Here is a 24,667-nt window from a genome sequence, read left to right as displayed (position 1 = left end):
GCTCACCACGATGTTGGCCAGAAGCAAAAAGCTTCCTCGAACAGGCCTGATACATAGATGCAACCGGGTTCCTATGTTCAAAAAAGCAGCTAGACAGTGTGGGCGAGTCCATACATAGGAGCGGGTTCACCCGCGAATACGGTGGCGGCTGCGACGTTGAATGACCGGGGATATTGGCCAGCAGGGCCGGCCTCTTCGCTGGTGAACCCGCTCCTACGGGGATCGCGCCAGCCCTTGAGAAGCGACAGAACAGTTGCTTCAAGGGCTTAATAGCGGTGGCCTTCGATCACAAACGACTTGGCTGCCGGCCTGTTGCGCACCGCCGCCGGTGTACCATCAAGCACCAGTACATAATCGTTCTGCTTGTCCATGCCCTCCGGATCGGTCCATTGCTCGTCTCTGGCCGCAACCTGGGCAACCACATGCCCGTTCTTGATAATGGTCAGATAGCCATTGGCGTTGCTGTTCCAGCGAAGCCGTCCTTTGTTCTCGTCGGCCCGCGCCTTGCGTACGCCAGTATCACCCAGTAAAGGCGTGCCATCCAATAGCCATTCCGGCTGCAGCTTGAGGCCCATGTGGCGCAGCACCGTGGGCGCTACCGAGGTCTGCGCGGGTAGCCCGTACAGGTTGCCGGGCCCAGGCATCTCCACCGGAATGCTCAGCTCGGTCAGTTCCTGATTTAACGGCTTGTTGCTGGCGATGAAAATACGCTTTTCCTGCTCCGAAGCGCCGCCATGGCCTTTCCCCCAATAGTCGCGGCCATGGTTGGTACTGACGAGTACCAGCCAATCTTCCTGCGGGAACATGCGACGCCGCTGGTCGACCTTGTCCAATAGCCGCCCGATCTCGCTGTCGGCTTTGCGCAACGCCTGTGCATAGCGCTCACCATAACCTGTGTGATGGCCGATCTGGTCAGGTTCATTCAGTTGAATGAACGTGAAATCAGCAGGTGTGTCGCCGAGGATCTGCAACGTACGCTCAATCACCTGTTCATCCGGCAATCCACTTTCGCGTACATCGGCGTCATGGGCGTCCTCCAGCAGAAATGCCGTGTTGATGGGTGACCAGTTTACGATGCTGGAGAGGTAGGCATTGGGGTAGGCCAGGCGTAGCCGCTTGAACAGGCTAGGAAACGCCGGGTTTACCCGTTGCGAGTCGTCGTCCGATTCAACGCCATGCTTGTTGCTCCACACGCCAGTCAGCAAAGTGATCCAGCCAGGGCCGCTCAAAGTGAGCTGCTCGCTGGCTTTACCATTGATACCCCCGGCGTAAGCCTTGCCGTAATACAGCCGCTGCTTCAGGTTGGTCGCATCGCCCAGTTGCAGGTATTGCTGCAACTGTACGCCATCAAGGCCGATGAGCAAGGTTTTAGGGCGGCTCGGGTGCCGGGCCGTGTCACAGCCTGGCTGCAGGGTCAGGAACAGCAGTAACAGCAAACTCGCCAGTCGCATGTTGGCGCATCCTTGAAAGCACGCAACGAGCGTTGCAACAAAGTGGCCTGCCCACAACTGGCAGAAATACCAGGTGGTTTACGTTTTTGCCTGCGATCCAGTAAGCTGCGTCAATTCATCGGATGATTGGTTGAGTGGCATGAATACAGAGCTGACCAAGCGCTCCCTGGTGGAGTTGGCCGTAGAGCGCATGCGCGAATGCATCGTGCTGGGCGATTGGCAGGTCGGCCAGCGCCTGCCTACCGAGCCAGAGCTTGCCTTGCAGCTGGGCATCAGCCGCAACACCGTGCGTGAGGCCATGCGTGTGCTGGCGTTCAGTGGTCTGGTGGAAATTCGCCAGGGTGACGGCAGCTACCTGCGCACTGCCCAGGACCCGCTGCAGGCGGTGCATGCGATGTCCCGGTGTACGCCCGATCAGGCCCGTGAAACCCGCCATATCCTCGAGGTGGAGGCCGTCGGCCTGGCGGCTTTGCGCCGTACCGATGCTGACCTGAAAGCGCTACGGGATGCCCTTGAAGGCAGTGCCAGGCACTTTCACGGCGATGTCGATGCCTATGTTGCCTGCGATCTGGTGTTCCACCAGCGGCTGGTCGATGCCGCCCACAACCCGGCATTAAGCGAGTTGTACCGTTACTTTTCCGGGGTCGTGGCTGCCGCACTGCAACACAGTTTGTCGACCGTTCCGCGCTGCCAGGCCACGTTCGACTTGCATGGGCAGATCCTCGAGGCCATCAAGCAACGTGACGCTGAACGGGCCAAGTGCCTGAGCCGTACCCTCATTGAATCCTGACACCGAGAAGGCCATGGCTGAATCCATCACCCGTAATACCCCCTCGAACGAGCGGGATCTCGATGAGCTGCTGATCGACGCTGAAGCTGACGACGAGCAGGTCCAGCAGCAGGCTGTGGTGTTGCGGCGGCCCTGGCTGTTGCTGCTGGGCCTGGTGCTGGTGGCCTTGAACCTGCGCCCGGCATTGTCGAGCATGGCTCCGGTGCTTGGCCAAGTATCTGAAGGCCTGGGGCTGAATGCTTCGCAGGCTGGCTTGCTGACCACCTTGCCGGTGCTCTGCCTGGGTCTGTTTGCTCCCTTGGCGCCGGTGCTGGCGCGGCGCTTTGGCAGCGAGCGGGTGATTCTTGGCATCCTCGTCACCTTGGCACTTGGCCTCGTGGTACGAAGCACCTTTGGGGCTATCGGGGTGTTCCTCGGCAGCCTGATGGCGGGGGCCAGCATCGGCATTATCGGTGTGTTGTTGCCGGGTATCGTCAAGCGCGACTTTCCGCAGCATGCTGGCACGCTGACTGGCGTGTACACCATGGCATTATGCCTGGGCGCTGCCATGGCCGCGGGTGCCACCGTACCTTTGGCCCAGCATTTCGACGGCAACTGGGCACTAGGGTTGGGCTTCTGGGTGCTGCCGGCCTTGCTGGCCATGCTGGTGTGGCTGCCACAGGCTCGTCAGGGGCATGGCCTGCACAAGGTGGCCTATCGCGTGCGAGGCCTGTGGCGTGACCCACTGGCCTGGCAGGTGACCCTGTACATGGGCCTGCAGTCATCACTGGCTTACATCGTGTTCGGTTGGTTGCCATCGATCCTGATCGGCCGCGGCCTTAGCCCTACCGAGGCAGGGCTGGTGCTGTCAGGGTCGGTAATCGTGCAGTTGATCAGCTCGCTCAGCGCACCTTGGCTGGCCACCCGCGGCAAGGACCAGCGGCTGGCGATCGTGGTAGTCATGTCGGGGACGCTGGCGGGGCTGTTCGGTTGCCTGTATGCGCCACTTTCCGGGTTGTGGGGGTGGGCCATTGTGCTGGGCCTGGGGCAGGGCGGTACCTTTGCCCTGGCGCTGACCTTGATCGTGCTGCGCTCGAAGGATGCCCATGTGGCGGCGAACTTGTCGAGCATGGCCCAGGGGGTGGGTTATACCCTCGCCTCAATGGGGCCATTTGCGGTGGGCCTGGTGCATGACCTGACTGGCGGCTGGGCGGCCCTGGGCTGGATTTTTGCGGTGCTGGGCGTCGGCGCCATCGTGTTCGGTCTGGGGGCCGGGCGGGCGCTGCATGTGCAGGTGACCAGCGAGAAAGTCTGAGGCCTGTTTTGCAGTACCGTCCTCTTACCCGCCAAGAGGGCGGTACTGGCATAAGCCATCGGGGCAGATTATCGTGCAGCTTTCGAACCTAGGACGGACCAGCCCCCCATGAGCGATGCCAACCGCGCCCTGATCACCCGTTTCTACCAGGCCTTCCAGCGCCTGGATGCCGACGCCATGCTGGCCTGCTACAGCAACGATATCGTTTTCAGCGACCCGGTGTTCGGCACCCTGCGCGGCAAGGACGCCGGCGATATGTGGCGAATGCTCACCACTCGCGCCAAGAACTTCACCCTGACATTCGACAGCATACGTGCAGATGAGCACAGTGGCAGCGCGCACTGGGTGGCTACCTACCTGTTCAGCCAGACCGGCCGTGTTGTGGTCAACGATATCCAGGCACGCTTTGTCATTCGTGATGGGCTGATTTGCCAGCATGACGACACCTTTGACCTGTGGCGCTGGTCGCGGCAAGCGTTGGGTGTTCCTGGCATGCTACTGGGGTGGTCGCCCCTGATGCAGAACAAGGTCCGCCTGCAGGCATTCAAGGGGTTGCGCGCATTCCAGCAGGCCCAGGGTGAGTGAAGTCGTCGAACCTGTCGTTGGTAAGCCCTGGTTTGTCTATCTGGTAAGGGCAGCCAATGGCTCGTTGTATTGCGGCATCAGCGATGACCCGCAGCGTCGGTTCGCCGCACATCAGAAAGGGCAGGGCGCCCGCTATTTCAAGACCAGCCCGGCCCAGGCGCTGGTGTATGTGGAGCAGTGGCCGGACAAGGGGGCGGCGCTGCGCCAGGAGCGGTTGGTGAAACGGCTGCGCAAGTCGGCGAAGGAGGCACTGGTGGCCTCCTTTGGCGGCTTGGAGGAAATCAGTCCTTGCGGCGCTTCAGCTGATCCACCAACGTTGTCGGCAGCCCCTTGATGATCAAGGTCCCCGCCGCTTCGTCATACTCCACCTTGTCCCCCAGCAGATGCGCCTCGAAGCTGATCGACAGCCCCTCGGCACGCCCGGTGAAACGGCGGAACTGGTTGAGGGTGCGTTTGTCCGCCGGAATTTCCGGCGACAGGCCGTAGTCCTTGTTGCGGATGTGGTCGTAGAACGCTTTGGGGCGGTCCTCGTCGATCAGGCTGGACAGCTCTTCGAGCGTCACCGGCTCGCCCAGCTTGGTCTGGGTGGTGGCGTATTCCACCAGGGTCTGGGTTTTTTCGCGGGCGGATTCTTCCGGCAGGTCTTCGCTTTCGACGAAATCGCTGAAGGCCTTGAGCAGGGTGCGGGTTTCGCCCGGGCCGTCGACACCTTCCTGGCAGCCGATGAAGTCACGGAAGTAGTCTGAGACCTTCTTGCCGTTCTTGCCCTTGATGAACGAAATATACTGCCTGGAGTTCTGGTTGTTCTTCCACTCCGACAGGTTGATGCGTGCTGCCAGGTGCAGTTGGCCCAGGTCGAGGTGACGGGAAGGGGTCACGTCGAGCTCGGCATTCACCGCCACGCCTTCGCTATGGTGCAGCAGGGCGATTGCCAGGTACTCGGTCATGCCTTGCTGATAGTGGGCAAACAGGATGTGGCCGCCGGTGGACAGGTTGGACTCTTCCATCAGCTTCTGCAGGTGCTCGACAGCCACGCGGCTGAAGGCGGTGAAGTCCTTTTCTTCATCCAGGTACTGCTTCAGCCAGCCGCTCAGCGGGTAGGCACCCGATTCGCCGTGGAAAAAGCCCCAAGCCTTGCCTTGCTTGGCGTTGTAGCTGTCATTGAGGTCGGCCAAGAGGTTCTCGATGGCGTCGGAGGCAGCCAGTTCGGAGTCACGAGCATGCAGCACGGCGGGGCTGCCATCGGGCTTTTTGTCGATCAGGTGAACGATGCAATGACGGATTGGCATGGAATTCTCGGCGAGCTGCAAAAGTTGCCAAGTTTACCCTAGACACAAGGTGATGCAGTGGCCGTATGTTGGCGGATATGTCGGTTGTTCGTTTTTTGTTCAGTTTTGTGTGTTTTTAGCTGAAACCCCCGAAAAACCTGCATTTAATCAAAGTGCGAAGCGGATATTTATCCATTCCTGTGGTAGTTTTGCGCGGTCTTGCGCCCCTCGTGTGGCGCAGTGCTGGCAGCTTGCTTTCGTCGTGTCGAACCAAACGCCGATTTACGTATCTACATACGCAATTGGCGCGGCCCTCCATTTCAAGGGGCTGGCCCGATAACGTCGTAGTCCGCTGCATAACCATCGAATTTGATAGGGAAGGAACACCACCATGGCATTGACCAAAGACCAACTGATTGCCGACATCGCCGAATCGATCGCCGCGCCAAAAGCCACCGCCAAGAACGCTCTGGAGCAACTGGGCCAGATCGTTGCCGACCAACTGGAAAACGGCGCTGAAATCACTCTGCCAGGCATCGGCAAGCTGAAAGTCTCCGAGCGTCCTGCCCGTACCGGCCGCAACCCTTCGACTGGCGCTGCCATCGAAATCGCTGCCAAGAAAGTCGTCAAGTTCGTTCCAGCCAAAGTGCTGACCGACGCTATCAACAAGTAATTGTTGCTTTGACGAAACCGCGCCCGGCTTGCCCGGGCGCGGTTTTTTCATGCCTGTGATTTACGCTGGGCGTGCCAGGCCTGGCGTGCGATGTCGTCATGGAAGCTCCAGGCAACCATGCGGCTCTGTTTCTGCCCCTGGCCCATCTCAATGATGCGCACGGCCTTGGCGCCGGATTTCTTCAACGCGGCTTCGATTCCTGGCAGGTTGCTGGCCTTGGACACCAGGCTGGTGAACCACAGCACTTGTTCGGCGTACTGCACGCTTTCGCCAACCAGCTGGGTGACAAAGCGGATTTCTCCGCCTTCGCACCACAGTTCATTGTTCTGGCCACCGAAGTTCAGCACCGGCAGCTTGCGTTTGGGGTCCTGCTTGCCGAGGTTCTTCCATTTGCGCTGGCTGCCGCGGGTGGCTTCGTCGCGTGAGGCATGGAAGGGCGGGTTGCACAAAGTCAGGTCGAAGCGTTCGCCCTCCTGCAGCAGGCCGCTGAGGATGTGTGCTCGGTTGGCCTGTTGACGCAGGGTAATGGCCTTGCCCAAACCGTTGGCCTGGATGATGGCCTTGGCCGAGGCCAAGGCCACGGGGTCGATGTCTGAGCCGAGGAAGCGCCAGCGGTAGTCGCTGTGGCCCAGCAGTGGATAGATGCAGTTGGCCCCCACGCCGACGTCCAGCGCGCGCACTTGGGTACCCCTTGGAACGTCGCCGGAATTGTCATCGGCCAACAGGTCGGCGGCTACGTGGATGTAGTCGGCACGGCCAGGAATGGGCGGGCACAGGTAATCGGCCGGGATGTCCCAATGCTGGATGCCGTACTGGGCCTTGAGCAGTGCACGGTTGAACACGCGTACGGCTTCGGGGTTTGCAAAGTCGATGCTGGGCTTGCCGTGGGGGTTGGTGATGGTGAAACGGGCCAGATCAGGGTGGGCCTTGATCAGGCTGGGGAAGTCGTAGCGACCCTGGTGGCGGTTGCGCGGGTGCAAGGTGGGTTTGTTCGGGGTCATGGCAGTGTCCAGCCCTATACGAGCGGTGGCTTGAAGAACCTGGGGCTGCTACGCAGCCCTTTCGCGACACAAGGCCGCTCCCACGGGGGGGCGCCTTGAAGGTTGGCGCCGTCCTGTGGGAGCGGCCTTGTGTCGCGAAAGGGCCGCGCAGCGGCCCCAACGGTCTCTCTAGTGATTACAGCGCTGCAATCCGCGCATGCTGCTCGGTGAAGTTGGCCAAGGCCTGTTCAGACTCGGCCAGCTTGGCGCGTTCTTTCTCGATCACCGCTGGTGGGGCCTTGTCGACGAAGGCTGCGTTGGACAGCTTGCCGCCAACACGTTGCACTTCACCTTGCAGACGCTGGATTTCCTTGTTCAGGCGCGCCAGCTCGGCATCCTTGTCGATCAGCCCGGCCATTGGCACCAGCACTTGCAGGTCACCGACCAGAGCGGTAGCGGACAGCGGCGCTTCGTCGGCATCACCCAGTACGGTGAACGACTCGACCTTGGCCAGCTTCTTCAGCAGCGCTTCGTTTTCCTGCAGGCGGCGCTGGTCGTCGGCGTTGGCGTTCTTCAGGAACAGCGGCAGCGGCTTACCTGGGCCGATGTTCATTTCGGCACGGATATTACGCAGGCCGACCATCAGTTCTTTCAGCCACTCGATGTCGCCTTCGGCGGCGGCGTCAATGCGCGCTTCGTTGGCCACTGGCCAAGGCTGCAGCATGATGGTCTTGCCGTCGATGCCGGCCAGCGGCGCGATGCGCTGCCAGATTTCTTCGGTGATGAACGGCATGAACGGATGCGCAAGACGCAGTGCCACTTCCAACACGCGCACCAAGGTGCGGCGGGTGCCGCGGGCGCGCTCCACCGGGGCGTTTTCGTCCCACAGTACCGGTTTGGATAGCTCCAGGTACCAGTCGCAGTACTGGTTCCAGATGAACTCGTACAGCGCCTGGCTGGCCAGGTCGAAGCGGAACTGCTCCAGCTGGCGGGTTACTTCGGCTTCGGTACGCTGAAGCTGCGAGATGATCCAGCGGTCGGCCAGCGACAGCTCGTAGGCTTCGCCGTTCTGGCCGCAGTCTTCACCCTTGTCCAGCACGTAGCGGGCAGCGTTCCAGATCTTGTTGCAGAAGTTGCGGTAGCCTTCGACGCGGCCCATGTCGAACTTGATGTCGCGCCCAGTCGAGGCCAGCGAGCAGAAGGTGAAGCGCAGGGCGTCGGTGCCATAGCTGGCAATACCTTCGGGGAACTCGGCTTTGGTCTGCTTGGCGATCTTCTCGGCAAGCTTGGGCTGCATCATGCCGCTGGTGCGTTTTTCCAGCAGGGCGTCGAGGGTGATACCGTCGACGATGTCCAGCGGGTCCAGCACGTTACCCTTGGACTTGGACATCTTCTGGCCCTGGCCGTCACGTACCAGGCCGTGCACGTACACGGTCTTGAACGGCACCTGCGGGGTGCCATCTTCATTCTTGATCAGGTGCATGGTCAGCATGATCATGCGCGCAACCCAGAAGAAGATGATGTCGAAGCCAGTCACCAGCACGTCGGTGGAATGGAACTTCTTGAGGAATTCGGTCTGTTCCGGCCAGCCCAGGGTGGAGAATGTCCACAGGCCCGAGCTGAACCAGGTGTCGAGTACGTCGTCATCCTGACGCAGGACCACGTCGGCGCCCAGCTTGTGCTTGGCGCGCACTTCTTCCTCGTTGCGGCCAACGTAGACCTGGCCGGCCTCGTCGTACCACGCAGGAATGCGGTGGCCCCACCACAGTTGGCGGCTGATGCACCAGTCCTGGATATCGCGCATCCAGGAGAAGTACATGTTCTCGTATTGCTTGGGCACGAACTGGATGCGGCCATCTTCCACGGCGGCGATGGCAGGTTCTGCCAGCGGCTTGGTGGAAACGTACCACTGGTCGGTCAGCCACGGCTCGATGACCGTGCCGGAGCGGTCGCCTTTCGGCACTTTCAGGGCGTGGTCGTCGATGCTGACCAGCAGGCCCTGGGCGTCCAGGTCGGCGACGATCTGCTTGCGCGCGACAAAGCGGTCAAGGTTGGCGTACTGGGCCGGCAGTTGGGTGTCGACCTGCTCGTTGACGCTGCCGTCGAGGTTGAAGGCCTGGGCGCTGGCCAGCACGAAGGCGTTCTTGTCGAAGATGTTCAGCAGCGGCAGGTTGTGACGCTTGCCGACTTCGTAGTCGTTGAAGTCGTGGGCCGGGGTGATTTTCACGCAACCGGTACCGAACTCGGGGTCGCAATAGTCATCGGCGATGATCGGAATGCGGCGGCCGACCAATGGCAGTTCGACGAATTTGCCGATCAGTGCCTGGTAGCGTTCGTCGTTCGGGTTGACGGCCACGGCAGCGTCACCCAGCAGGGTTTCCGGACGTGTGGTGGCAACTACCAGGTAGTCCTGGCCTTCGGCGGTCTTGGCGCCGTCGGCCAGCGGGTAGCGCAGGTTCCACAGGTGGCCTTTCTCGTCGTGGTTTTCCACTTCGAGGTCGGAGATGGCTGTGTGCAGCTTGGTGTCCCAGTTGACCAGGCGCTTGCCGCGGTAGATAAGGCCGTCTTCATGCAGGCGCACGAACGCTTCTTTTACCGCTTCGGAGAGGCCGTCGTCCATGGTGAAGCGCTCGCGGCTCCAGTCAACCGACGAGCCCAGGCGGCGAATCTGGCGGCTGATGTTGCCACCGGACTGATCCTTCCATTCCCAGACTTTTTCCAGGAACTTTTCGCGGCCCAGGTCATGACGGTTCTGGCCTTTGGCTTCAAGTTGGCGCTCGACCAGCATCTGCGTGGCGATACCCGCGTGATCGGTGCCTGGCTGCCACAGGGTGTCGCGGCCTTGCATGCGGCGGAAACGGATCAGGGCGTCCATGATCGCGTTGTTGAACCCGTGGCCCATGTGCAGGCTGCCGGTTACGTTCGGCGGCGGGATCATGATGGTGTAGGACTCGCCTGCACCTTGTGGAGCGAAATAGTTCTCGGACTCCCAGGTGTTGTACCAGGAAGTTTCGATTGCGTGCGGCTGGTAGGTCTTATCCATGCGCGGCGGGACCCTGTGCATTTATTCGGGAAAGCCGGGAAGTATAACCAAGCTGGGGGCCGCAGGCGACAAGCTGCTGACAACTGTCGGAACAGTGTCGCCTGCTTCGCGGGCAAAGCGCAGGCTTCGAACCTGTGGGAGCGGGCGCGCCCGCGAAGCAGGCGACACCGTTGCCGGTTCTACTCGGAACGCTTGATCAGCCGCTCGATCCGCGCATCCAGCCGGCGCTTGATTTCGTTCTCGATATGCGGGGTAAAGTCGTTGATCACGTCCTGCATGATCATCTGCGCTGCGGCGCGCAGTTCGCTTTCCAGGTGCAGCAGGGTGTCCTGGCGGCGGGCCTGCGGGTCGTCCTCGGGTTCGGCAGCAACCGGCTCGGCGGGCGCCGCGGGGGCGCTGGCGGTTTCGTCCAGCAGCAACGGGATCTGCTCTACCGTCTCGGTGAGCAGCGGCGGTTGCAGGTCGGCGTCGCCAAGCAGCTGACGGATCGACTCGAGGTCATCGAGCAGGTGGGCGGAATCGGGCAAAGGGGAGGGCTTGTCCATCGTCGTCAAAGTCGCTGTAAGCGGTGGTCTTGCAGAGCATAGCCCTGTTCACGGTAGAAACGGAATCGCTCACGGGCTGATTGGCGGATAGCCGGCTCTTCAACAACGATTTCGGCCACCCGCTCGAACTGCCCGACAAAGCCCGGCACGCTGGCGCCGAGGTTGATCAGCAGATCGTGGTGCTCGCCGGCGTTGTCAGCCAGGCCCAGAACCACGTCAGCATCGGCATGCACCTCGGCGAGGTCGTGGGGCACGAAGGCCTCGCCCTTGAAGCGCCACAGGCGTTGGTCCAGTTCACTGCGCTGTTCTGCATCCTGGCAGTGCAGATAGACCCGGTGGCCGAGGCGCCAGGCCTTCTCGCACAGCTTGCAGGCGAAATCGAGCCGCGCCGACAGCGAGTCGGTGGGCAGAATGTAGAAGTCGACTTTGCTCATGGTGGGAATCGCCGGCCGGTGGCGCGCAAGGCACCACCGGATTCACGGCATCAGGCGCCAGCGCGGTCCAGCAGGTACTGGGTCAGCAGAGGAACCGGGCGGCCAGTGGCGCCTTTGTCCTTGCCGCCACTGACCCAGGCGGTACCGGCGATGTCCATGTGCGCCCAGTTGTAGGCTTTGGCGAAGCGCGACAGGAAGCAGCCAGCGGTGATCGTACCGGCCTTCGGCCCACCAATGTTGCCCATGTCGGCGAACGGGCTGTCCAGTTGTTCCTGGTATTCATCGAACAGCGGCAACTGCCAGGCACGGTCGTCGGCGCGCTTGCCGGCATCGAGCAACTGCCCGACCAGGTCGTCGTTATTGCCCATCAGGCCGGAGGTGTGGCTGCCCAGGGCGACGATGCAGGCGCCGGTCAGGGTGGCGATGTCGATGACCGCCTGCGGTTTGAAGCGCTCGGCGTAGGTCAGGGTGTCGCACAGCACCAGGCGGCCTTCAGCGTCGGTGTTGAGGATTTCCACGGTCTGGCCACTCATGGTGGTAACGATGTCACCTGGGCGGGTGGCACCGCCACTTGGCATGTTCTCGGCGCAGGCCAGCAGGCACACCAGGTTGATCGGCAGTTGCAGTTCGAGCACTGCATGCAGGGTGCCGAACACACTGGCGGCGCCGCACATGTCGTACTTCATTTCGTCCATGCCGGCGCCTGGCTTGAGGCTGATGCCGCCGGTGTCGAAGGTAATGCCTTTACCCACCAGCACGAAAGGCTTGTCGGCCTTTTTGCCGCCCTGGTAATTGAGCACGATCAGGCGTGGTGGCTGGTCGCTGCCCTGACCCACGGCGTAGAACGCGCCCATGCCCAGGTCCTTGATCTTTTTCTCGTCCAGCACTTCAACCTTGAGGGCCTTGTGTGCCTTGCCCAGGTCTTTGGCCTGTTCGGCCAGGAAGCTTGGGTGGCAAAGGTTAGGCGGCAGGTTGCCGAGGTCGCGGGTGAAGGCCATGCCGCTGGCGATGGCGCTGGCATGCTTGACCGCGCGCTCGACTTCGGCCTGGCCGGCTTTGTCGGCCAGCAGGGTGACCTTTTTCAGCGCGCGCGGCTCGGCTTTCTGGCTTTTGAAGCGGTCGAACACATACTCGCCGTCCAGCAGGGTTTCGGCCAGCAGGCGGTACTTGCCGTAATGGGCGTCGCGGTTGCTGACCGCGATATCGTCCAGGGCCAGCACTGCGTCAGTGCCGTTCAGACCCTTGAGCACGCCAGCGACACTGGTCACCAGTTTGCGCCAGGCGCGGTCGCCCATGGCTTCTTCCTTGCCGCTACCTACCAGCAGCACGCGCTCGGCCTTCAGGCCCGGGAGGTTCTGTAGCAGCAGGGTCTGGCCCGGCTTGCCGGCCAGGTCGCCGCGCTTGAGCACGGCGCTGATGGCACCTTCGCTGGCCAGGTCGGCAGCCTTGGCAACAGCGCCGAGCTTGCGGTTTTCCCCTACCGGAAGGACCAGTGTGGCGGTTTTTACGGATGCAGCAGCTACGCTTTTTACAACCAGTTCCATGTCAGGATCCCCGAATGATCAATACGAATGGCGCTGTATGTTCCAGCGCTCTGGACGGGCCTGGCCGCGTCGTCGCGCACCAGCGGAAAAGCTGCCAGTTTGAGCCTGTGGCAAGCGTGCTGACAACCCCGATGTGCGCCTTCGTACGCGGCCAAGTGACAGGGGCGGTCAATCACAGGATAATGCGCGCACTTTACATGGAGGTTCGCCTTTGGCGAACCGGCATTGGTCTTGGATGTACTAAGTCATTGTTTGGCGCCATTGCATGGCTGTCCGCCCTGACAACCCAGGAGTGTCTGGTTTGATCGTCTTTCGTTATCTGTCCCGCGAGGTCCTGGTCACCTTGAGCGCCGTCAGCGCTGTGCTGTTGGTGATCATCATGAGCGGGCGCTTCATCAAGTACCTGGCCCAGGCTGCCCAGGGCGTGCTCGACCCGGGCGTGTTGTTCCTGATCATGGGCTTCCGCTTGCCAGGCTTCCTGCAACTGATCCTGCCTCTGGGGCTGTTCCTCGGCATCCTCCTGGCTTACGGGCGCCTGTACCTGGAAAGCGAGATGACCGTACTGTCGGCCACGGGCATGAGCCAGCAGCGCCTGCTGGGCATGACCATGGCACCGGCTGCCCTGGTTGCCCTGCTGGTGGCCTGGCTGAGCCTGAGCCTGGCCCCGCTGGGCGTGGCCCAGGTGCAGCAGATCATCAGCCAGCAGGATGCCCTGACCGAGTTCGACACCTTGGTGCCGGGCCGCTTCCAGACTTTGCGTGATGGCTCGCGGGTAACCTATACCGAGCAATTGTCGGATGACCGCATCAACCTGGGCGGGGTGTTCATCTCCGAGAAGCGCTTCAACCAGGACAAGACCAAGGACCGCGCCCCGTCGGTGCTGGTCGCCGAGAAGGGCCACCAGGAAATCCAGGCCGACGGCAACCGCTACCTGGTCCTGGAAAACGGTTACCGCTACGACGGCAACCCGGGCCAGGCCGACTACCGCGCCATCAAATATGACACTTACGGCGTGCTGCTGCCCAAGCCGGAAGTCGCCGAGGAAGTGACCGAGCGCGAAGCGCTTCCCACTTCCGAACTGATCGGCAAGGAGGGCCTGCGTGAGCGTGCCGAGCTGCAATGGCGGCTGTCGCTGCCGATCCTGGTGTTCGTCGTCACCCTGCTGGCGGTGCCGCTGTCGCGGGTCAACCCGCGCCAGGGCCGCTTCCTCAAGCTGCTGCCGGCAATTCTTCTGTACATGGCCTACCTGACAATGCTGATTTCCGTACGCGGCGCCCTCGAGAAGGGCAAACTGCCGATCGCCCTGGGCATGTGGTGGGTCCACGGCCTGTTCCTGCTGATCGGCCTTGGCCTGATGTACTGGGAGCCGCTGCGCCTCAAACGCGCCGCCCGCCGTGCGGAGGTGGCCCATGGCTAAGCTCGATCGCTACATCGGCCAGAGCGTTCTGCTGGCCATTCTGGCTGTGCTGGGGATCATCCTCGGCCTGGCTTCGCTTTTCGCCTTCATCGATGAGATGAGCGACCTGAGTGACACCTACACGGTGATGGAAGCGGGCAACTATGTCCTGCTTACCGCACCTCGGCGGCTGTATGAAATGCTGCCAATGGCCGCCTTGATCGGTTGCCTGATCGGCTTGGGCAGTCTGGCCAGCAGCAGCGAGCTGACCATCATGCGTGCGGCTGGCGTGTCCATCGGTCGTATCGTCTGGGCGGTGATGAAGCCGATGCTGGTGCTGATGCTGGTTGGTCTGCTGATTGGTGAATATGTGGCACCGGTGACCGAGAACAAGGCCCAGGCCGACCGTTCCCTGGCCCAAGGTGGTGGTGAAGCACAAAGTTCCAAGCGTGGCATGTGGCACCGCCAGGGCGAGGAGTACGTGCACATCAACGCCGTACAGCCCAATGGCCTGCTGCTGGGCGTGACCCGCTACCGCTTCGACAGCGAGCGCAAGATCGTCACCTCGAGCTTTGCCCGCCGCGCGCAGTACCAGAACGACCACTGGCTGCTCGCCGATGTGCGTACCACCTACTTCCGTGGCGACCACACCGAGGTGGTCAACGCGCCGGAGGAGCGCTGGGATGTTTCGCTCACGCCAGAACTGCTCAATACCGTGATCCTCGCGCCGGAGTCGCTTTCGATTACCGGGTTGTGGGACTACATCCACTACCTGTCTGACCAGGGCCTGAACAACTCCCGCTACTGGCTGGCGTTCTGGACCAAGGTGCTGCAGCCGATGGTAACGGCGGCCCTGGTGCTGATGGCGATCTCGTTCATCTTTGGCCCGCTGCGTTCGGTGACCCTTGGTCAGCGTGTGTTCACGGGTGTACTGGTGGGCTTCGTGTTTCGCATTGGCCAGGACCTGCTCGGGCCTTCGAGCCAGGTATTCGGCTTCCCGCCGCTGCTGGCGGTAGTGATACCGGGGGGCATCTGTGCCTTGGCCGGTCTCTGGTTGTTGCGCCGGGCAGGGTAATAGCCTGAGTTGCACAAGAAAGCCGACCTCAGGGTCGGCTTTTTCATGGGTGTTGATCTGTCCCGGCCTCTTCGCGGGTAAACCCGCTCCTACAGGTACCGCGCAGGCATCAAGAAAGGGTCCGGACCGGCAACGCCAATCCTCTGGCTTATTTCTTCTGTTTAGGTACCCGCACCAACTGGCTTTCCGAGTAGATGTCATGCCAACCACGCTTGCGCTTGTCGATCAGCACCCAGACAAAACCCAGCCCGAGGCACAGCCACGAGGCGATAGACACGACAAACCGCAACAGCGCCTGCCACAGGCTGATGGCCGAGCCATCGGCATTCTGCACCCGAACGCCCCATACCTGCATACCCAGCGTCTGCCCACCGTGGGTCCAGAACTTGGCAAAGAAGCCGAACAGGGCAAACAGCAATACCGTAGATAGCAGTGGGTCGCCATCCAGTGCGCCGGCCTCGGTCAGCTCGCGCATACGTGCTTCGCCGATGATCGACATCTGAATCATCTTGTAGGCGCCGGCGGTCACGATCAGCAGTGCGGTGCACAGCAAAAAGTCGTAGAACATCGCAGCCAGGCGCCGGCCCAGGCCGACCGGCGGAAAATCACCCTGGGGTGTGAGTAAAGGCTTGGACATGCAGGACGCTCCAAAAGACGATCCCGCTATTCTACGGGCAAAAAAAAACCCCTGCACTTGGCAGGGGCTTTTCAAAGTCTGGCGCGGGATCAGACAGGTTGAACCTTGTCAGCCTGCATGCCTTTCTGGCCCTGAACTGCTTCAAAGGTAACCTTCTGGCCTTCTTTCAGGCTTTTGAAGCCGCTACCTTCGATAGCGCGGAAGTGCACGAACAGATCCGGACCGCTTTCTGGAGTGATGAAGCCGTAACCTTTTTCGTCATTGAACCACTTGACGGTACCGTTCTGACGCTCAGCCATTGTCTTATTTCCTATGAAACTTAAATTTTGATGACAGTTTCTTTCGCACTTTTTTGTAAGCGAAAGATTACTGGGCTGGGTTGCAGGAAGTAAGAGACGTCAAACGGGTTGTAGCAAATCTCGGCTACTGGCCCAGGTCACGAACTGTTGCGACCCATGCAAACACAGTGCAGTGACTCTACGCCAACTCCCGAGCGAAAAACAAGCCCTTGGTCGTATGGAAAACTGGCCGCTTGCCGATAACCGACCGATTTGTCGGAAACGGCATGGCGCCTGGCCTGGCGCCATGTTCAAAAGTTATTGGGCAGGTTCGAAAACGAATATGTCGACGCTGCCCAAAACCTTCACAAAGCCGTTTCAGCCACGGTAGTAACGTGGTGTCACGAAAGGCATTTTGCTGACTTTCAAGGCCACCTTCTTTCCACGCACCACGGCAAACAGTGCAGTGTCGAGTGCCGCATGTTCACTATCGATATAACCCATTGCGACAGGTGCAGCGAGTGTCGGGCCAAAGCCCCCGCTGCATACTTTACCTACCGGTTTATCGTTTGCGTCGACAATGTCCGCGCCTTCACGTACTGGCGTACGCTCTTGCGGCAACAGGCCGACACGTTTACGCGCCACTCCATCGCGCTGGTGGGCGAAGATCGCCTCGGCCCCAGGGAAGCCGGCAGCACGTGCACCCTCGGCACGGCGCACCTTGGAAATCGCCCACAGCAGGCTGGCTTCGATCGGCGTAGTCTCGCCGTTCATGTCGTGGCCATACAGGCATAGGCCGGCTTCCAGGCGCAGCGAGTCGCGTGCGCCCAAGCCGATCGGCTGAACTTCCGGTTCGGCCAGCAGGCGGCGGGCAAGGGCGTCGGCAGCGTTGACCGGTACCGAGATTTCGTAGCCGTCTTCGCCGGTGTAGCCCGAGCGGCTGACGAAGCAGTCCACACCCAGCAGCTTTACCCGGCGGAACTGCATGAAGGTCATGCCGGCCACTTCTGGAGCCAGGCGCTCCAGCACTTTGACCGCAGCCGGGCCTTGCAGGGCGAGCAGGGCACGCTCCTCGAACAGCGGCTGCACCTCGCAGCGGCTGCCGATGTGCGCTTGCAGGTGAGCCAGGTCCTGCTCCTTGCAGGCCGCGTTGACTACCAGGAATAGGGTGTCGTCGCCCAGGTTGGCAACCATCAGGTCGTCAAGAATGCCGCCTTGCTCATTGGTGAACATGGCATAGCGCTGCATGCCCACCGGCAGGTCGATGATATCCACTGGTACCAGGCTTTCCAGCGCCTTGGCGGCGTCAGCGCCACGCAGAATGATCTGGCCCATGTGCGAGACGTCGAACAGGCCGGCCTGCTCGCGGGTGTGCAGGTGTTCCTTGAGCACGCCCAGCGGGTACTGCACCGGCATGTCGTAGCCGGCGAACGGCACCATGCGCGCACCCAGTTCCAGGTGTAGAGCGTGCAGTGGGGTCTTGAGCAGTGTTTCGGACATCGATGACTCCTTGCTGTCATTGTCGGGTCAACATTCGATGATGTTGACGGCCAGGCCGCCACGGGCGGTCTCTTTATATTTGCTTTTCATGTCGGCGCCGGTCTGGCGCATGGTGCGGATGACCTTGTCCAGCGACACGTAGTGCTGCCCGTCGCCGCGCAGGGCCATGCGTACCGCGTTGATGGCTTTCACCGAGCCCATGGCATTGCGCTCGATACAGGGCACCTGTACGAGGCCGCCGATCGGGTCGCAGGTCAGGCCCAGGTTATGTTCCATGCCTATCTCGGCGGCGTTCTCCACCTGTTGCACGCTGCCGCCCATCACTTCGCACAGCGCCCCGGCGGCCATCGAGCAGGCCACGCCCACCTCGCCCTGGCAGCCCACTTCGGCGCCAGAGATGGAGGCGTTTTCCTTGTACAGGATGCCGATGGCTGCGGCGGTGAGCAGAAAGCGCACCACTCCGTCCTCGCTGGCACCCGGCACGAAGCGCATGTAGTAGTGAAGGACTGCCGGGACGATGCCCGCTGCGCCGTTGGTAGGGGCGGTAACCACACGACCGCCGTAGGCGTTTTCCTCGTTCACCGCCAAGGCGTAGAGGTTGACCCAGTCGAGCACCGACAGGGCGTCACGCAGGCTGGCCTCCGGGTGGCCGCTCAGTTGGCGGTACAGGGCCGGCGCACGGCGTTTGACCTTGAGCCCTCCCGGTAATATGCCCTCATGCTGGCAACCCGCTTTGACGCAATCTTGCATCACCTGCCAGATGTGCAGCAGCCCGGTACGGGTTTCTGCTTCTGGTCGCCAGGCGGCCTCGTTGGCCTGCATCACCTGGCTCACCGAAAGGTCATGCGCGGTGCAGTGGCCAAGCAGCTCCTTGGCGGTCTTGAACGGATAGGCCAGCACCGTGGTGTCCTCGACGATGCGATCGTGGCCGGCAGCGTCCTCGTCGACCACGAAACCACCGCCAACCGAGTAATACTCGCGGCTTCGGATTTGCAGGCCTGCGTCGTCGAACGCGCGGAAGATCATGCCGTTGGGGTGATAGTCCAACGGCTTGCGGATCATCGTCAGGTGCTGCTTTTCGATGAACGCAATGCTGTGCTCGCCCAGCAGGTTGATGCGTCCGCTGTCGCGGATGACCTGCAGGCGGGCTGGAATGCTGTCGGTGTCGATAATGTCCGGGTGTTCGCCTTCAAGGCCCAGCAGCACGGCTTTGTCACTGCCGTGGCCTTTGCCTGTGGCGCCCAATGAGCCATACAGCTCGGCCCTGACGCTGGCTGTGCAGGTAAGCAAGCCATCACGGCGCAGCCCTTCGGCAAACCGCGCAGCGGCACGCATCGGGCCGACCGTGTGGGAGCTGGAGGGGCCGATGCCGATCTTGAACAGGTCGAAGACGCTCAGTGACATGTGGACCTCCTACCAGGTTGTTGGGCGGACGTTGAGCCCTGTAGGAGCGGTTTTACCCGCAAATGCGGCGGTATAGCCACCATCGCATTCGCGGGTAAACCCGCTCCTACACAGAGCCCGCCACCCAAGCCAGGTGGCGGGGATGGGCTATCAGACGTCCTGATAGCTCTCGATCGACGGGCAGGCGCACACCAGATTACGGTCGCCGAACACGTTGTCGACCCGGCCGACAGGCGGCCAGTACTTGCCTTCCACCAGGCTCGCCAGCGGGTAGACCGCCTGCTCGCGGCTGTAACCATGGGTCCATTCGCCAACCAGCTCCGCCGCAGTGTGCGGTGCGTTTTTCAGCGGGTTGTCGTCCTTGTCCAGGCTACCGTCCTCTACCGCGCGGATTTCTTCGCGGATCTGGATCATGGCGTTGCAGAAGCGGTCCAGTTCTTCTTTGGACTCGCTTTCGGTCGGTTCGATCATCAGCGTGCCAGCCACCGGGAAGGACATGGTCGGGGCGTGGAAGCCGAAGTCGATCAACCGCTTGGCCACGTCGTCGACACTGATGCCGCTGGTGTCCTTCAGTGGGCGCAGGTCGAGAATGCACTCGTGAGCCACCAGGCCGTTACCGCCGGTATACAGAACAGGATAGTGCTCTTCCAGGCGGCGGGCGATGTAGTTGGCGTTGAGGATTGCCATTTGCGAGGCACGTTTGAGGCCGGCACCGCCCATCATGCGGATATACATCCATGTGATTGGCAGGATGCTGGCACTACCGAACGGCGCAGCGCATACCGCGCCCTGGGTGTTTTCCAGCTGTGCATGGCCTGGCAGGAACGGCGCCAGGTGCGATTTGACGCCAATCGGGCCAACGCCCGGGCCGCCACCACCGTGCGGGATGCAGAAGGTCTTGTGCAGGTTCAGGTGGGAAACGTCGCCGCCGAACTTGCCTGGCGCGCACAGTCCGACCATGGCATTCATGTTGGCGCCGTCGATGTACACCTGGCCACCGTTGTCGTGGATGATCGCGCAGATTTCGCCGATCGCTTCCTCGAACACGCCGTGGGTCGACGGGTAGGTGATCATGATTGCAGCCAGGCGCTCGCGGTGCTCGATGGCTTTGGCGCGCAGGTCCTCGACATCGACGTTGCCACGGGCGTCACAGGCGGTAACCACGACACGCATGCCAGCCATATGTGCGGTGGCCGGGTTGGTGCCATGGGCCGACGACGGGATCAGGCAGATATCGCGGTGGCCTTCACCACGGCTGCGGTGGTAGGCGCGGATCGCCAACAGCCCGGCATATTCGCCCTGCGAGCCGGCGTTGGGCTGCAGCGACACGGCATCATAGCCGGTGGCCGCGCACAGCATGGCCTCCAGTTCGGTGGTCATCTGCAGGTAGCCCTGGCTCTGCTCGGCGGGGGCGAACGGGTGCAGGTTGCCGAACTCGGCCCAGGTGACCGGGATCATTTCGCTGGCGGCGTTCAGCTTCATGGTGCACGAGCCTAGCGGGATCATGCTGCGGTCCAGCGCCAGGTCCTTGTCGGCCAGGCGGCGCAGGTAGCGCATCAGCTCGGTTTCGCTGTGGTAGCGGTTGAACACCGGGTGTTCGAGGATGGCCGACTGGCGCAGCAGGGCGGCAGGCAGCAGGGAACCGGTACTGGCGGCCAGTGCGGTGAAATCAGGCTGTGCCTGCTCGCCACCCAACAGCTGCCACAGCGACTCAACGTCAGCCTGAGTGCTGGTTTCGTCCAGAGACAGGCCCACATGGGCGGCATCAATCTGGCGCAGGTTGATGCCCTGGGCGCGTGCCTTGTCATGCAGGCTGGCGGTGGCAGTGCCGGTGGCCAGGGTCAGGGTATCGAAGGCGCTGGCGCCCACCACTTGTACGCCCAACGCCTTCAGACCGGCGGCGAGGATCGCGGTCAGGGCGTGGGTGCGCTCGGCAATGCGCTTGAGGCCGGCAGGGCCGTGGTACACGGCGAACATGCTGGCGATGTTGGCCAGCAGCACCTGGGCGGTGCAGATGTTGCTGGTGGCCTTTTCGCGGCGGATGTGCTGCTCGCGGGTCTGCATGGCCAGACGCAGGGCGGTTTTGCCGAAGCGGTCAATCGACACGCCGACCAGGCGGCCAGGCATGTCGCGCTTGAACGCGTCGCGGGTGGCGAAGTAAGCCGCGTGCGGGCCACCGAAGCCCAGTGGCACGCCGAAGCGTTGGGCGCTGCCGATTGCCACGTCAGCCTCGAATTCGCCCGGTGGGGTCAGCAGGGTCAGGGCCAGCAGGTCTGCTGCTACGGCGACCAGGGCGTTGGCTGCGTGGAAACGCTGCACGACCTCGCGGTAATCGAACACTTCACCGTTGCTGGCCGGGTATTGCAGCAGGGCGCCGAAGAAGGCGCTGACATCACCCAGCTCGCGCTCGTCGCCAACCACAACCTCGATACCCAGCGGTTCGGCACGGGTGCGCAGCACGTCGAGGGTTTGCGGGTGACAGTGCACGGAAGCGAAGAAGGTATGGCTGGCCTTGTTCTTCGACAGGCGCTTGCAGAAGGTCATGGCCTCGGCCGCAGCAGTGGCTTCGTCGAGCAAGGAGGCGTTGGCGATCGGCAGGCCGGTGAGGTCGCTGATCAGGGTCTGGAAGTTCAGCAGCGCTTCCAGGCGGCCCTGGGAAATTTCTGGCTGATACGGGGTGTAGGCGGTGTACCAGGCCGGGTTTTCCAGCAGGTTGCGCAGAATCGGCGCCGGAGTGTGGGTGTTGTAGTAGCCCTGGCCGATGTAGCTTTTGAACAGCTGGTTCTTGCCGGCGATGGCCTTGAGTGCGGCCAGCGCATCAGCTTCACTTTGGCCGTCATGCGAGCCAAGCACGCTGGTGCCCTTGATGCTGTCGGGGATGACCGCAGCGGTCATGGCGTCCAGCGAGTCGAAGCCCAGTGCAGTGAGCATGGCCTGTTCGTCAGCGGCGCGTGGGCCTATGTGGCGGGCGATGAACTCGTTGGCGGTGCCGAGGTTGATGGTCATGGCGGGTGTCCTCAGGCGTCGTCGTTGGCTTTGAGCAGGCGGTCGTAGGCGTCCTGATCGAGCAGAGCGGTCACGGCTTCTGCATCGGCAGGGATGAAGCGGAAGAACCAGCCTTCGCCCATCGGGTCTTCGTTGACCAGTTCTGGGCTGTCTTCGAGCTGGCCGTTGACTTCGACCACTTCACCCGTCAGTGGCATGTACACGCCGCTGGCGGCCTTGACCGATTCGACGGTGGACGCTTCGCTGCCTTTCTCATACTGCTGCAACTCTGGCAGTTGCACGAAAACCACGTCGCCCAGGGCATTCTGGGCGTAGGCGGTGATGCCCACGGTGACGCTGCCATCGGCTTCGACGCGCAGCCATTCGTGATCTTCAGTGAAACGCAACTCGCTCATGGGAAATCCTCGGGAAGCAGGGCGTGGGGCGCGGTGGCGCCGCGCTCTTAGGGTAGGATTCCTTTAGCAATAATGCGGCCAATATAAGAAACTTCTTGTTTATCAATGGTTTACGTAATCATGGTAGAAAACCATATTTTTTGTATGGAATGATATCGTTACAGGTGCTCATGGGAGGAAAAGGGTTTGAGCATCAAACCCTTGTGCACTCACGTCGAGGGGAGTTTGTATCGTTTTCGCTACGGTGTAGCGAAAACGATACGATTGCTGCGTGAACAGGGCAGGTGCCAATTGGCCTTCGGTCATTTTACTTTCAGCAGATGATCCAGCGAAAACGCGCCGGCGCCACGTGCGACCAGGAGCAGCAAGAGCCCTGCCCAAGTCAGGTGGGTGGGCCACGCATCGGGGTAGACGAACACTTCTATCACCAGGGTCATGCCCAGCAGTGCCAGCGCAGATAGCCTGGTCATCAGGCCGAGTACCAGCAATAGCGGGAACAAGTGCTCAGCGTAGGCTGCCAGGTGTGCTGCAAGCCAGGGTGAAAGGAGCGGCAGCGCGTACTCGGTGCGGAACAGCTCGTAGGTGCCGGGTGTGAGGGTGAGGAAACCTTCCACTTTGGTGCGCCCGGAAAGAAAGAATATCGAGGCGATCCCGAGCCGGGCGACCAGGCACAATAGGTCATCGCTCAACCGGCGTTCGATGCTCTGCGCAACACGGTTCCAGGCGCGCCGCAGGCTGCTGGCCGGGGGCGTGAAATCGGCACTAGCCATGGTGGTGTTCTCCTGTGAAGGCGAGTGGGCGAAAAGCCTGGGCTGTCATCAGGCGCCCGAGCATCTCGGTGAAGTCCAGGTCGGTTTCTGCGTGTCGCGCCAGGTCTGAGGCCTGCATCAGCGAGTGTCCGGCAGCACAGGCCTGGAGAAACTCATGGCCACCTTTCCCCAGCGGCTGGTGGCATACGCCATCAGCGGTTCCGACAAACAGTACCCCTTCGCCCACCCATGGCTGCTCATGGGGCCAGGCAAGCTGCTCGCGGGCGCAGCGCCACAGGGTGTACACAGGATGCGCTTCGCACCAGTACCAGCGGGCACTGGCACGGGGGGCCAGGCAACCGTGATCCAGATCGCTGGGGGTCATGCCTGCCAGCTCGACAAGGTTCAGACACGTTTCGTTCGGCGCGCTGAAGGCTTCTGTCCAACGCAGGTCCAGGCGCGCGACATCCGCCAGATACGGCACAGCATGCTGTGACTGAATGTCTTCGAGAAAATCCGGAAAGGTTGCGCCGTAGCAGATCAGCCGGGGATCGCTGGGGGGAAATTGCCGCGCATAGACTGCCGCGGTCTCATCCATCCAGGCGCGCCCGACGAGTGTGCACACGCTCGGAAAGTTTGCGCGCAGCGCATCCACGCAGCCGGCCAGCACCGTGTTGCGATAAACCGCGAACGCCGCTTGTTCGGCCACTCCCGAAAGCTGGGGAGCAGGGCGGGAATAGAGTGCCTCGATGAACGCTTGCTGGAACTGACCAAGGGAAAGGTTCATGGCAATACACCCGGGCAAGTCATGATCGACTGTGCGATGGACCGTTCAGCAAGCAGTTCGGTGAACGGGGGTAGCTTGTCGTCACGTTCAATGAGTGTCGGGCGCGGGCCGACACGGGAAACCAGTTGGCGGTACAGCGCCCACACAGGCTCGGCCACCTGCGCATCATGAGAGTCGATCAACAGGTTGGCTTGGTCATCATCGCTGTGCCCGGCCAGGTGAATTTCTGTGATGGCTTGCGCTGGAAAGCGGTCCAGGTAGGCAGTTGCCGAGAACCCCAGATTGTGAGCACTCACATACACGTTGTTGATGTCCAGCAGCAGGCCACAACCCGTGCGACGTGTCAGTTCGTCAAGAAAGTCGATCTCGTCCCAGTCATGGCCCTGCAGCTGCAGGTAATGACTGGGGTTTTCGATGGATATCCGCCGGCCCAATACCTCCTGGCATCGCTGGATGTTTTCAGCGATGCGCTGCAGGGCTTCGTTGCTGCGCGGGAATGGCAGAAGGTCTGGATGGTAGTGCCCCTGCCAGGTGGACCAGGCCAGGTGCTCTGATACAAGTACCGGTTCGATCTGATCGCACAGTGCGCGCAGACGCTGCAAGTGGTCCTGATCGGGGGCTGCGTCAGCCGCCAGCGAAAGTGCCACACCATGCAATGAGACCGGGTGCCGCTCTGCGATGCGGTTCAGCCAGGCAAGGCGAGGGCCACCGACCATGTAGTTCTCCGGGTGAACTTCAAACCAGAGCCCTTCGAGATTGCACGCCAGCGCCTGGTCGTAGTGCTCGGCCTTCAGGCTGACTCCGGCGCCCATTCGTGCTTCTGCGTTCATGGT

The 24,667-nt window shown here is 61.7% G+C and carries 23 protein-coding genes; 7 read left to right on the top strand and 16 right to left on the bottom strand.

Annotated elements, in window-relative coordinates; translation table 11 throughout:
* Positions 1–266: 266 nt before the first annotated feature.
* Positions 267–1,451, bottom strand: coding sequence for an alkaline phosphatase family protein (locus INQ47_RS12640; protein ID WP_404701800.1), 1,185 nt, complete (start codon positions 1,449–1,451; stop codon positions 267–269).
* 139 nt (positions 1,452–1,590) lie between these two features.
* On the opposite strand from INQ47_RS12640, the gene INQ47_RS12635 reads away from it, so the two are divergent.
* From INQ47_RS12635 to INQ47_RS12620, 4 genes are all read left to right on the top strand, one after another.
* Positions 1,591–2,241: a FadR/GntR family transcriptional regulator gene (locus INQ47_RS12635; protein ID WP_404701799.1), complete on the top strand. Its 651-nt coding sequence runs from the start codon at positions 1,591–1,593 to the stop codon at positions 2,239–2,241.
* A 13-nt stretch (positions 2,242–2,254) separates the two neighbouring features.
* Positions 2,255–3,535, top strand: coding sequence for a CynX/NimT family MFS transporter (locus INQ47_RS12630; RefSeq protein WP_404701798.1), 1,281 nt, complete (start codon positions 2,255–2,257; stop codon positions 3,533–3,535).
* 108 nt (positions 3,536–3,643) lie between these two features.
* Positions 3,644–4,120, top strand: a complete 477-nt coding sequence (locus INQ47_RS12625) for a nuclear transport factor 2 family protein (protein WP_014589835.1) — start codon at positions 3,644–3,646, stop codon at positions 4,118–4,120.
* Entirely contained in the window at positions 4,113–4,454 is a 342-nt protein-coding gene (locus INQ47_RS12620) for a GIY-YIG nuclease family protein (protein ID WP_404701797.1), read from the top strand. Before INQ47_RS12625 ends, INQ47_RS12620 begins: the two co-directional genes overlap by 8 nt.
* Here INQ47_RS12620 and yejK read toward each other — a convergent pair.
* Complete coding sequence (gene yejK, locus INQ47_RS12615; RefSeq protein ID WP_021781869.1) at positions 4,402–5,409, bottom strand: nucleoid-associated protein YejK; 1,008 nt, start codon at positions 5,407–5,409, stop codon at positions 4,402–4,404. The genes INQ47_RS12620 and yejK overlap by 53 nt on opposite strands.
* Positions 5,410–5,779: 370 nt before the next feature.
* On the opposite strand from yejK, the gene INQ47_RS12610 reads away from it, so the two are divergent.
* Positions 5,780–6,061 (top strand): HU family DNA-binding protein, encoded by a 282-nt coding sequence (locus tag INQ47_RS12610; protein ID WP_003255106.1) that lies wholly within the window; start codon positions 5,780–5,782, stop codon positions 6,059–6,061.
* Positions 6,062–6,108: 47 nt separating this feature from the next.
* On the opposite strand, the gene rlmF is transcribed toward INQ47_RS12610, so the two are convergent.
* The 5 genes from rlmF to INQ47_RS12585 all read right to left on the bottom strand — a co-directional run bounded on the left by rlmF (position 6,109) and on the right by INQ47_RS12585 (position 12,607).
* Entirely contained in the window at positions 6,109–7,062 is a 954-nt protein-coding gene (gene rlmF, locus INQ47_RS12605; protein ID WP_252458777.1) for a 23S rRNA (adenine(1618)-N(6))-methyltransferase RlmF, read from the bottom strand.
* A gap of 175 nt (positions 7,063–7,237) precedes the next feature.
* The gene (locus tag INQ47_RS12600; RefSeq protein ID WP_003255103.1) at positions 7,238–10,084 is read right to left on the bottom strand and encodes a valine--tRNA ligase; all 2,847 of its coding nucleotides are present in this window, start codon (positions 10,082–10,084) and stop codon (positions 7,238–7,240) included.
* A 179-nt stretch (positions 10,085–10,263) separates the two neighbouring features.
* Entirely contained in the window at positions 10,264–10,629 is a 366-nt protein-coding gene (locus INQ47_RS12595; protein WP_209967819.1) for a DNA polymerase III subunit chi, read from the bottom strand.
* A gap of 5 nt (positions 10,630–10,634) precedes the next feature.
* Positions 10,635–11,063 (bottom strand): DNA polymerase III subunit chi, encoded by a 429-nt coding sequence (locus INQ47_RS12590; protein ID WP_404701796.1) that lies wholly within the window; start codon positions 11,061–11,063, stop codon positions 10,635–10,637.
* Positions 11,064–11,113: 50 nt separating this feature from the next.
* Positions 11,114–12,607, bottom strand: coding sequence for a leucyl aminopeptidase (locus tag INQ47_RS12585; RefSeq protein WP_392546005.1), 1,494 nt, complete (start codon positions 12,605–12,607; stop codon positions 11,114–11,116).
* Between the two features lie 301 nt (positions 12,608–12,908).
* Between INQ47_RS12585 and lptF the strand changes: the two genes are divergently transcribed.
* Both lptF and lptG read left to right on the top strand, forming a co-directional pair.
* Positions 12,909–14,024: an LPS export ABC transporter permease LptF gene (gene lptF / locus INQ47_RS12580; protein ID WP_004575655.1), complete on the top strand. Its 1,116-nt coding sequence runs from the start codon at positions 12,909–12,911 to the stop codon at positions 14,022–14,024.
* Entirely contained in the window at positions 14,017–15,078 is a 1,062-nt protein-coding gene (lptG, locus tag INQ47_RS12575) for an LPS export ABC transporter permease LptG (RefSeq protein WP_252458773.1), read from the top strand. Before lptF ends, lptG begins: the two co-directional genes overlap by 8 nt.
* 148 nt (positions 15,079–15,226) lie before the next feature.
* On the opposite strand, the gene INQ47_RS12570 is transcribed toward lptG, so the two are convergent.
* The 9 genes from INQ47_RS12570 to INQ47_RS12530 all read right to left on the bottom strand — a co-directional run bounded on the left by INQ47_RS12570 (position 15,227) and on the right by INQ47_RS12530 (position 24,664).
* Positions 15,227–15,715, bottom strand: a complete 489-nt coding sequence (locus INQ47_RS12570) for an RDD family protein (protein ID WP_252458915.1) — start codon at positions 15,713–15,715, stop codon at positions 15,227–15,229.
* 89 nt (positions 15,716–15,804) lie between these two features.
* Positions 15,805–16,014 (bottom strand): cold-shock protein, encoded by a 210-nt coding sequence (locus INQ47_RS12565; RefSeq protein WP_003255093.1) that lies wholly within the window; start codon positions 16,012–16,014, stop codon positions 15,805–15,807.
* A 357-nt stretch (positions 16,015–16,371) separates the two neighbouring features.
* On the bottom strand, positions 16,372–17,493 hold the full coding sequence (gcvT, locus tag INQ47_RS12560; RefSeq protein WP_404701795.1) for a glycine cleavage system aminomethyltransferase GcvT: 1,122 nt from the start codon (positions 17,491–17,493) through the stop codon (positions 16,372–16,374).
* 27 nt (positions 17,494–17,520) lie between these two features.
* On the bottom strand, positions 17,521–18,897 hold the full coding sequence (locus tag INQ47_RS12555) for an L-serine ammonia-lyase (protein WP_252458917.1): 1,377 nt from the start codon (positions 18,895–18,897) through the stop codon (positions 17,521–17,523).
* Between the two features lie 150 nt (positions 18,898–19,047).
* Positions 19,048–21,903 carry an aminomethyl-transferring glycine dehydrogenase gene (gene gcvP / locus INQ47_RS12550; protein WP_404701794.1) on the bottom strand — a complete coding sequence of 952 codons (2,856 nt, stop codon included), beginning with the start codon at positions 21,901–21,903 and terminating at the stop codon, positions 19,048–19,050.
* 11 nt (positions 21,904–21,914) lie between these two features.
* Complete coding sequence (gene gcvH / locus INQ47_RS12545) at positions 21,915–22,298, bottom strand: glycine cleavage system protein GcvH (protein WP_003255087.1); 384 nt, start codon at positions 22,296–22,298, stop codon at positions 21,915–21,917.
* 302 nt (positions 22,299–22,600) lie between these two features.
* Entirely contained in the window at positions 22,601–23,068 is a 468-nt protein-coding gene (locus INQ47_RS12540; protein ID WP_404701793.1) for a DoxX family protein, read from the bottom strand.
* Entirely contained in the window at positions 23,061–23,834 is a 774-nt protein-coding gene (locus INQ47_RS12535; protein ID WP_404701792.1) for a DNA-binding domain-containing protein, read from the bottom strand. Before INQ47_RS12535 ends, INQ47_RS12540 begins: the two co-directional genes overlap by 8 nt.
* Positions 23,831–24,664, bottom strand: coding sequence for a DUF692 domain-containing protein (locus INQ47_RS12530; RefSeq protein ID WP_392546003.1), 834 nt, complete (start codon positions 24,662–24,664; stop codon positions 23,831–23,833). Before INQ47_RS12530 ends, INQ47_RS12535 begins: the two co-directional genes overlap by 4 nt.
* Positions 24,665–24,667 lie beyond the last annotated feature (3 nt).

It is taken from the genome of Pseudomonas sp. 3HC3 (assembly GCF_044904505.1).
Classification (GTDB): domain Bacteria; phylum Pseudomonadota; class Gammaproteobacteria; order Pseudomonadales; family Pseudomonadaceae; genus Aquipseudomonas; species Aquipseudomonas putida_Y.
This window is presented reverse-complemented; position numbering and strand designations above follow the sequence as displayed.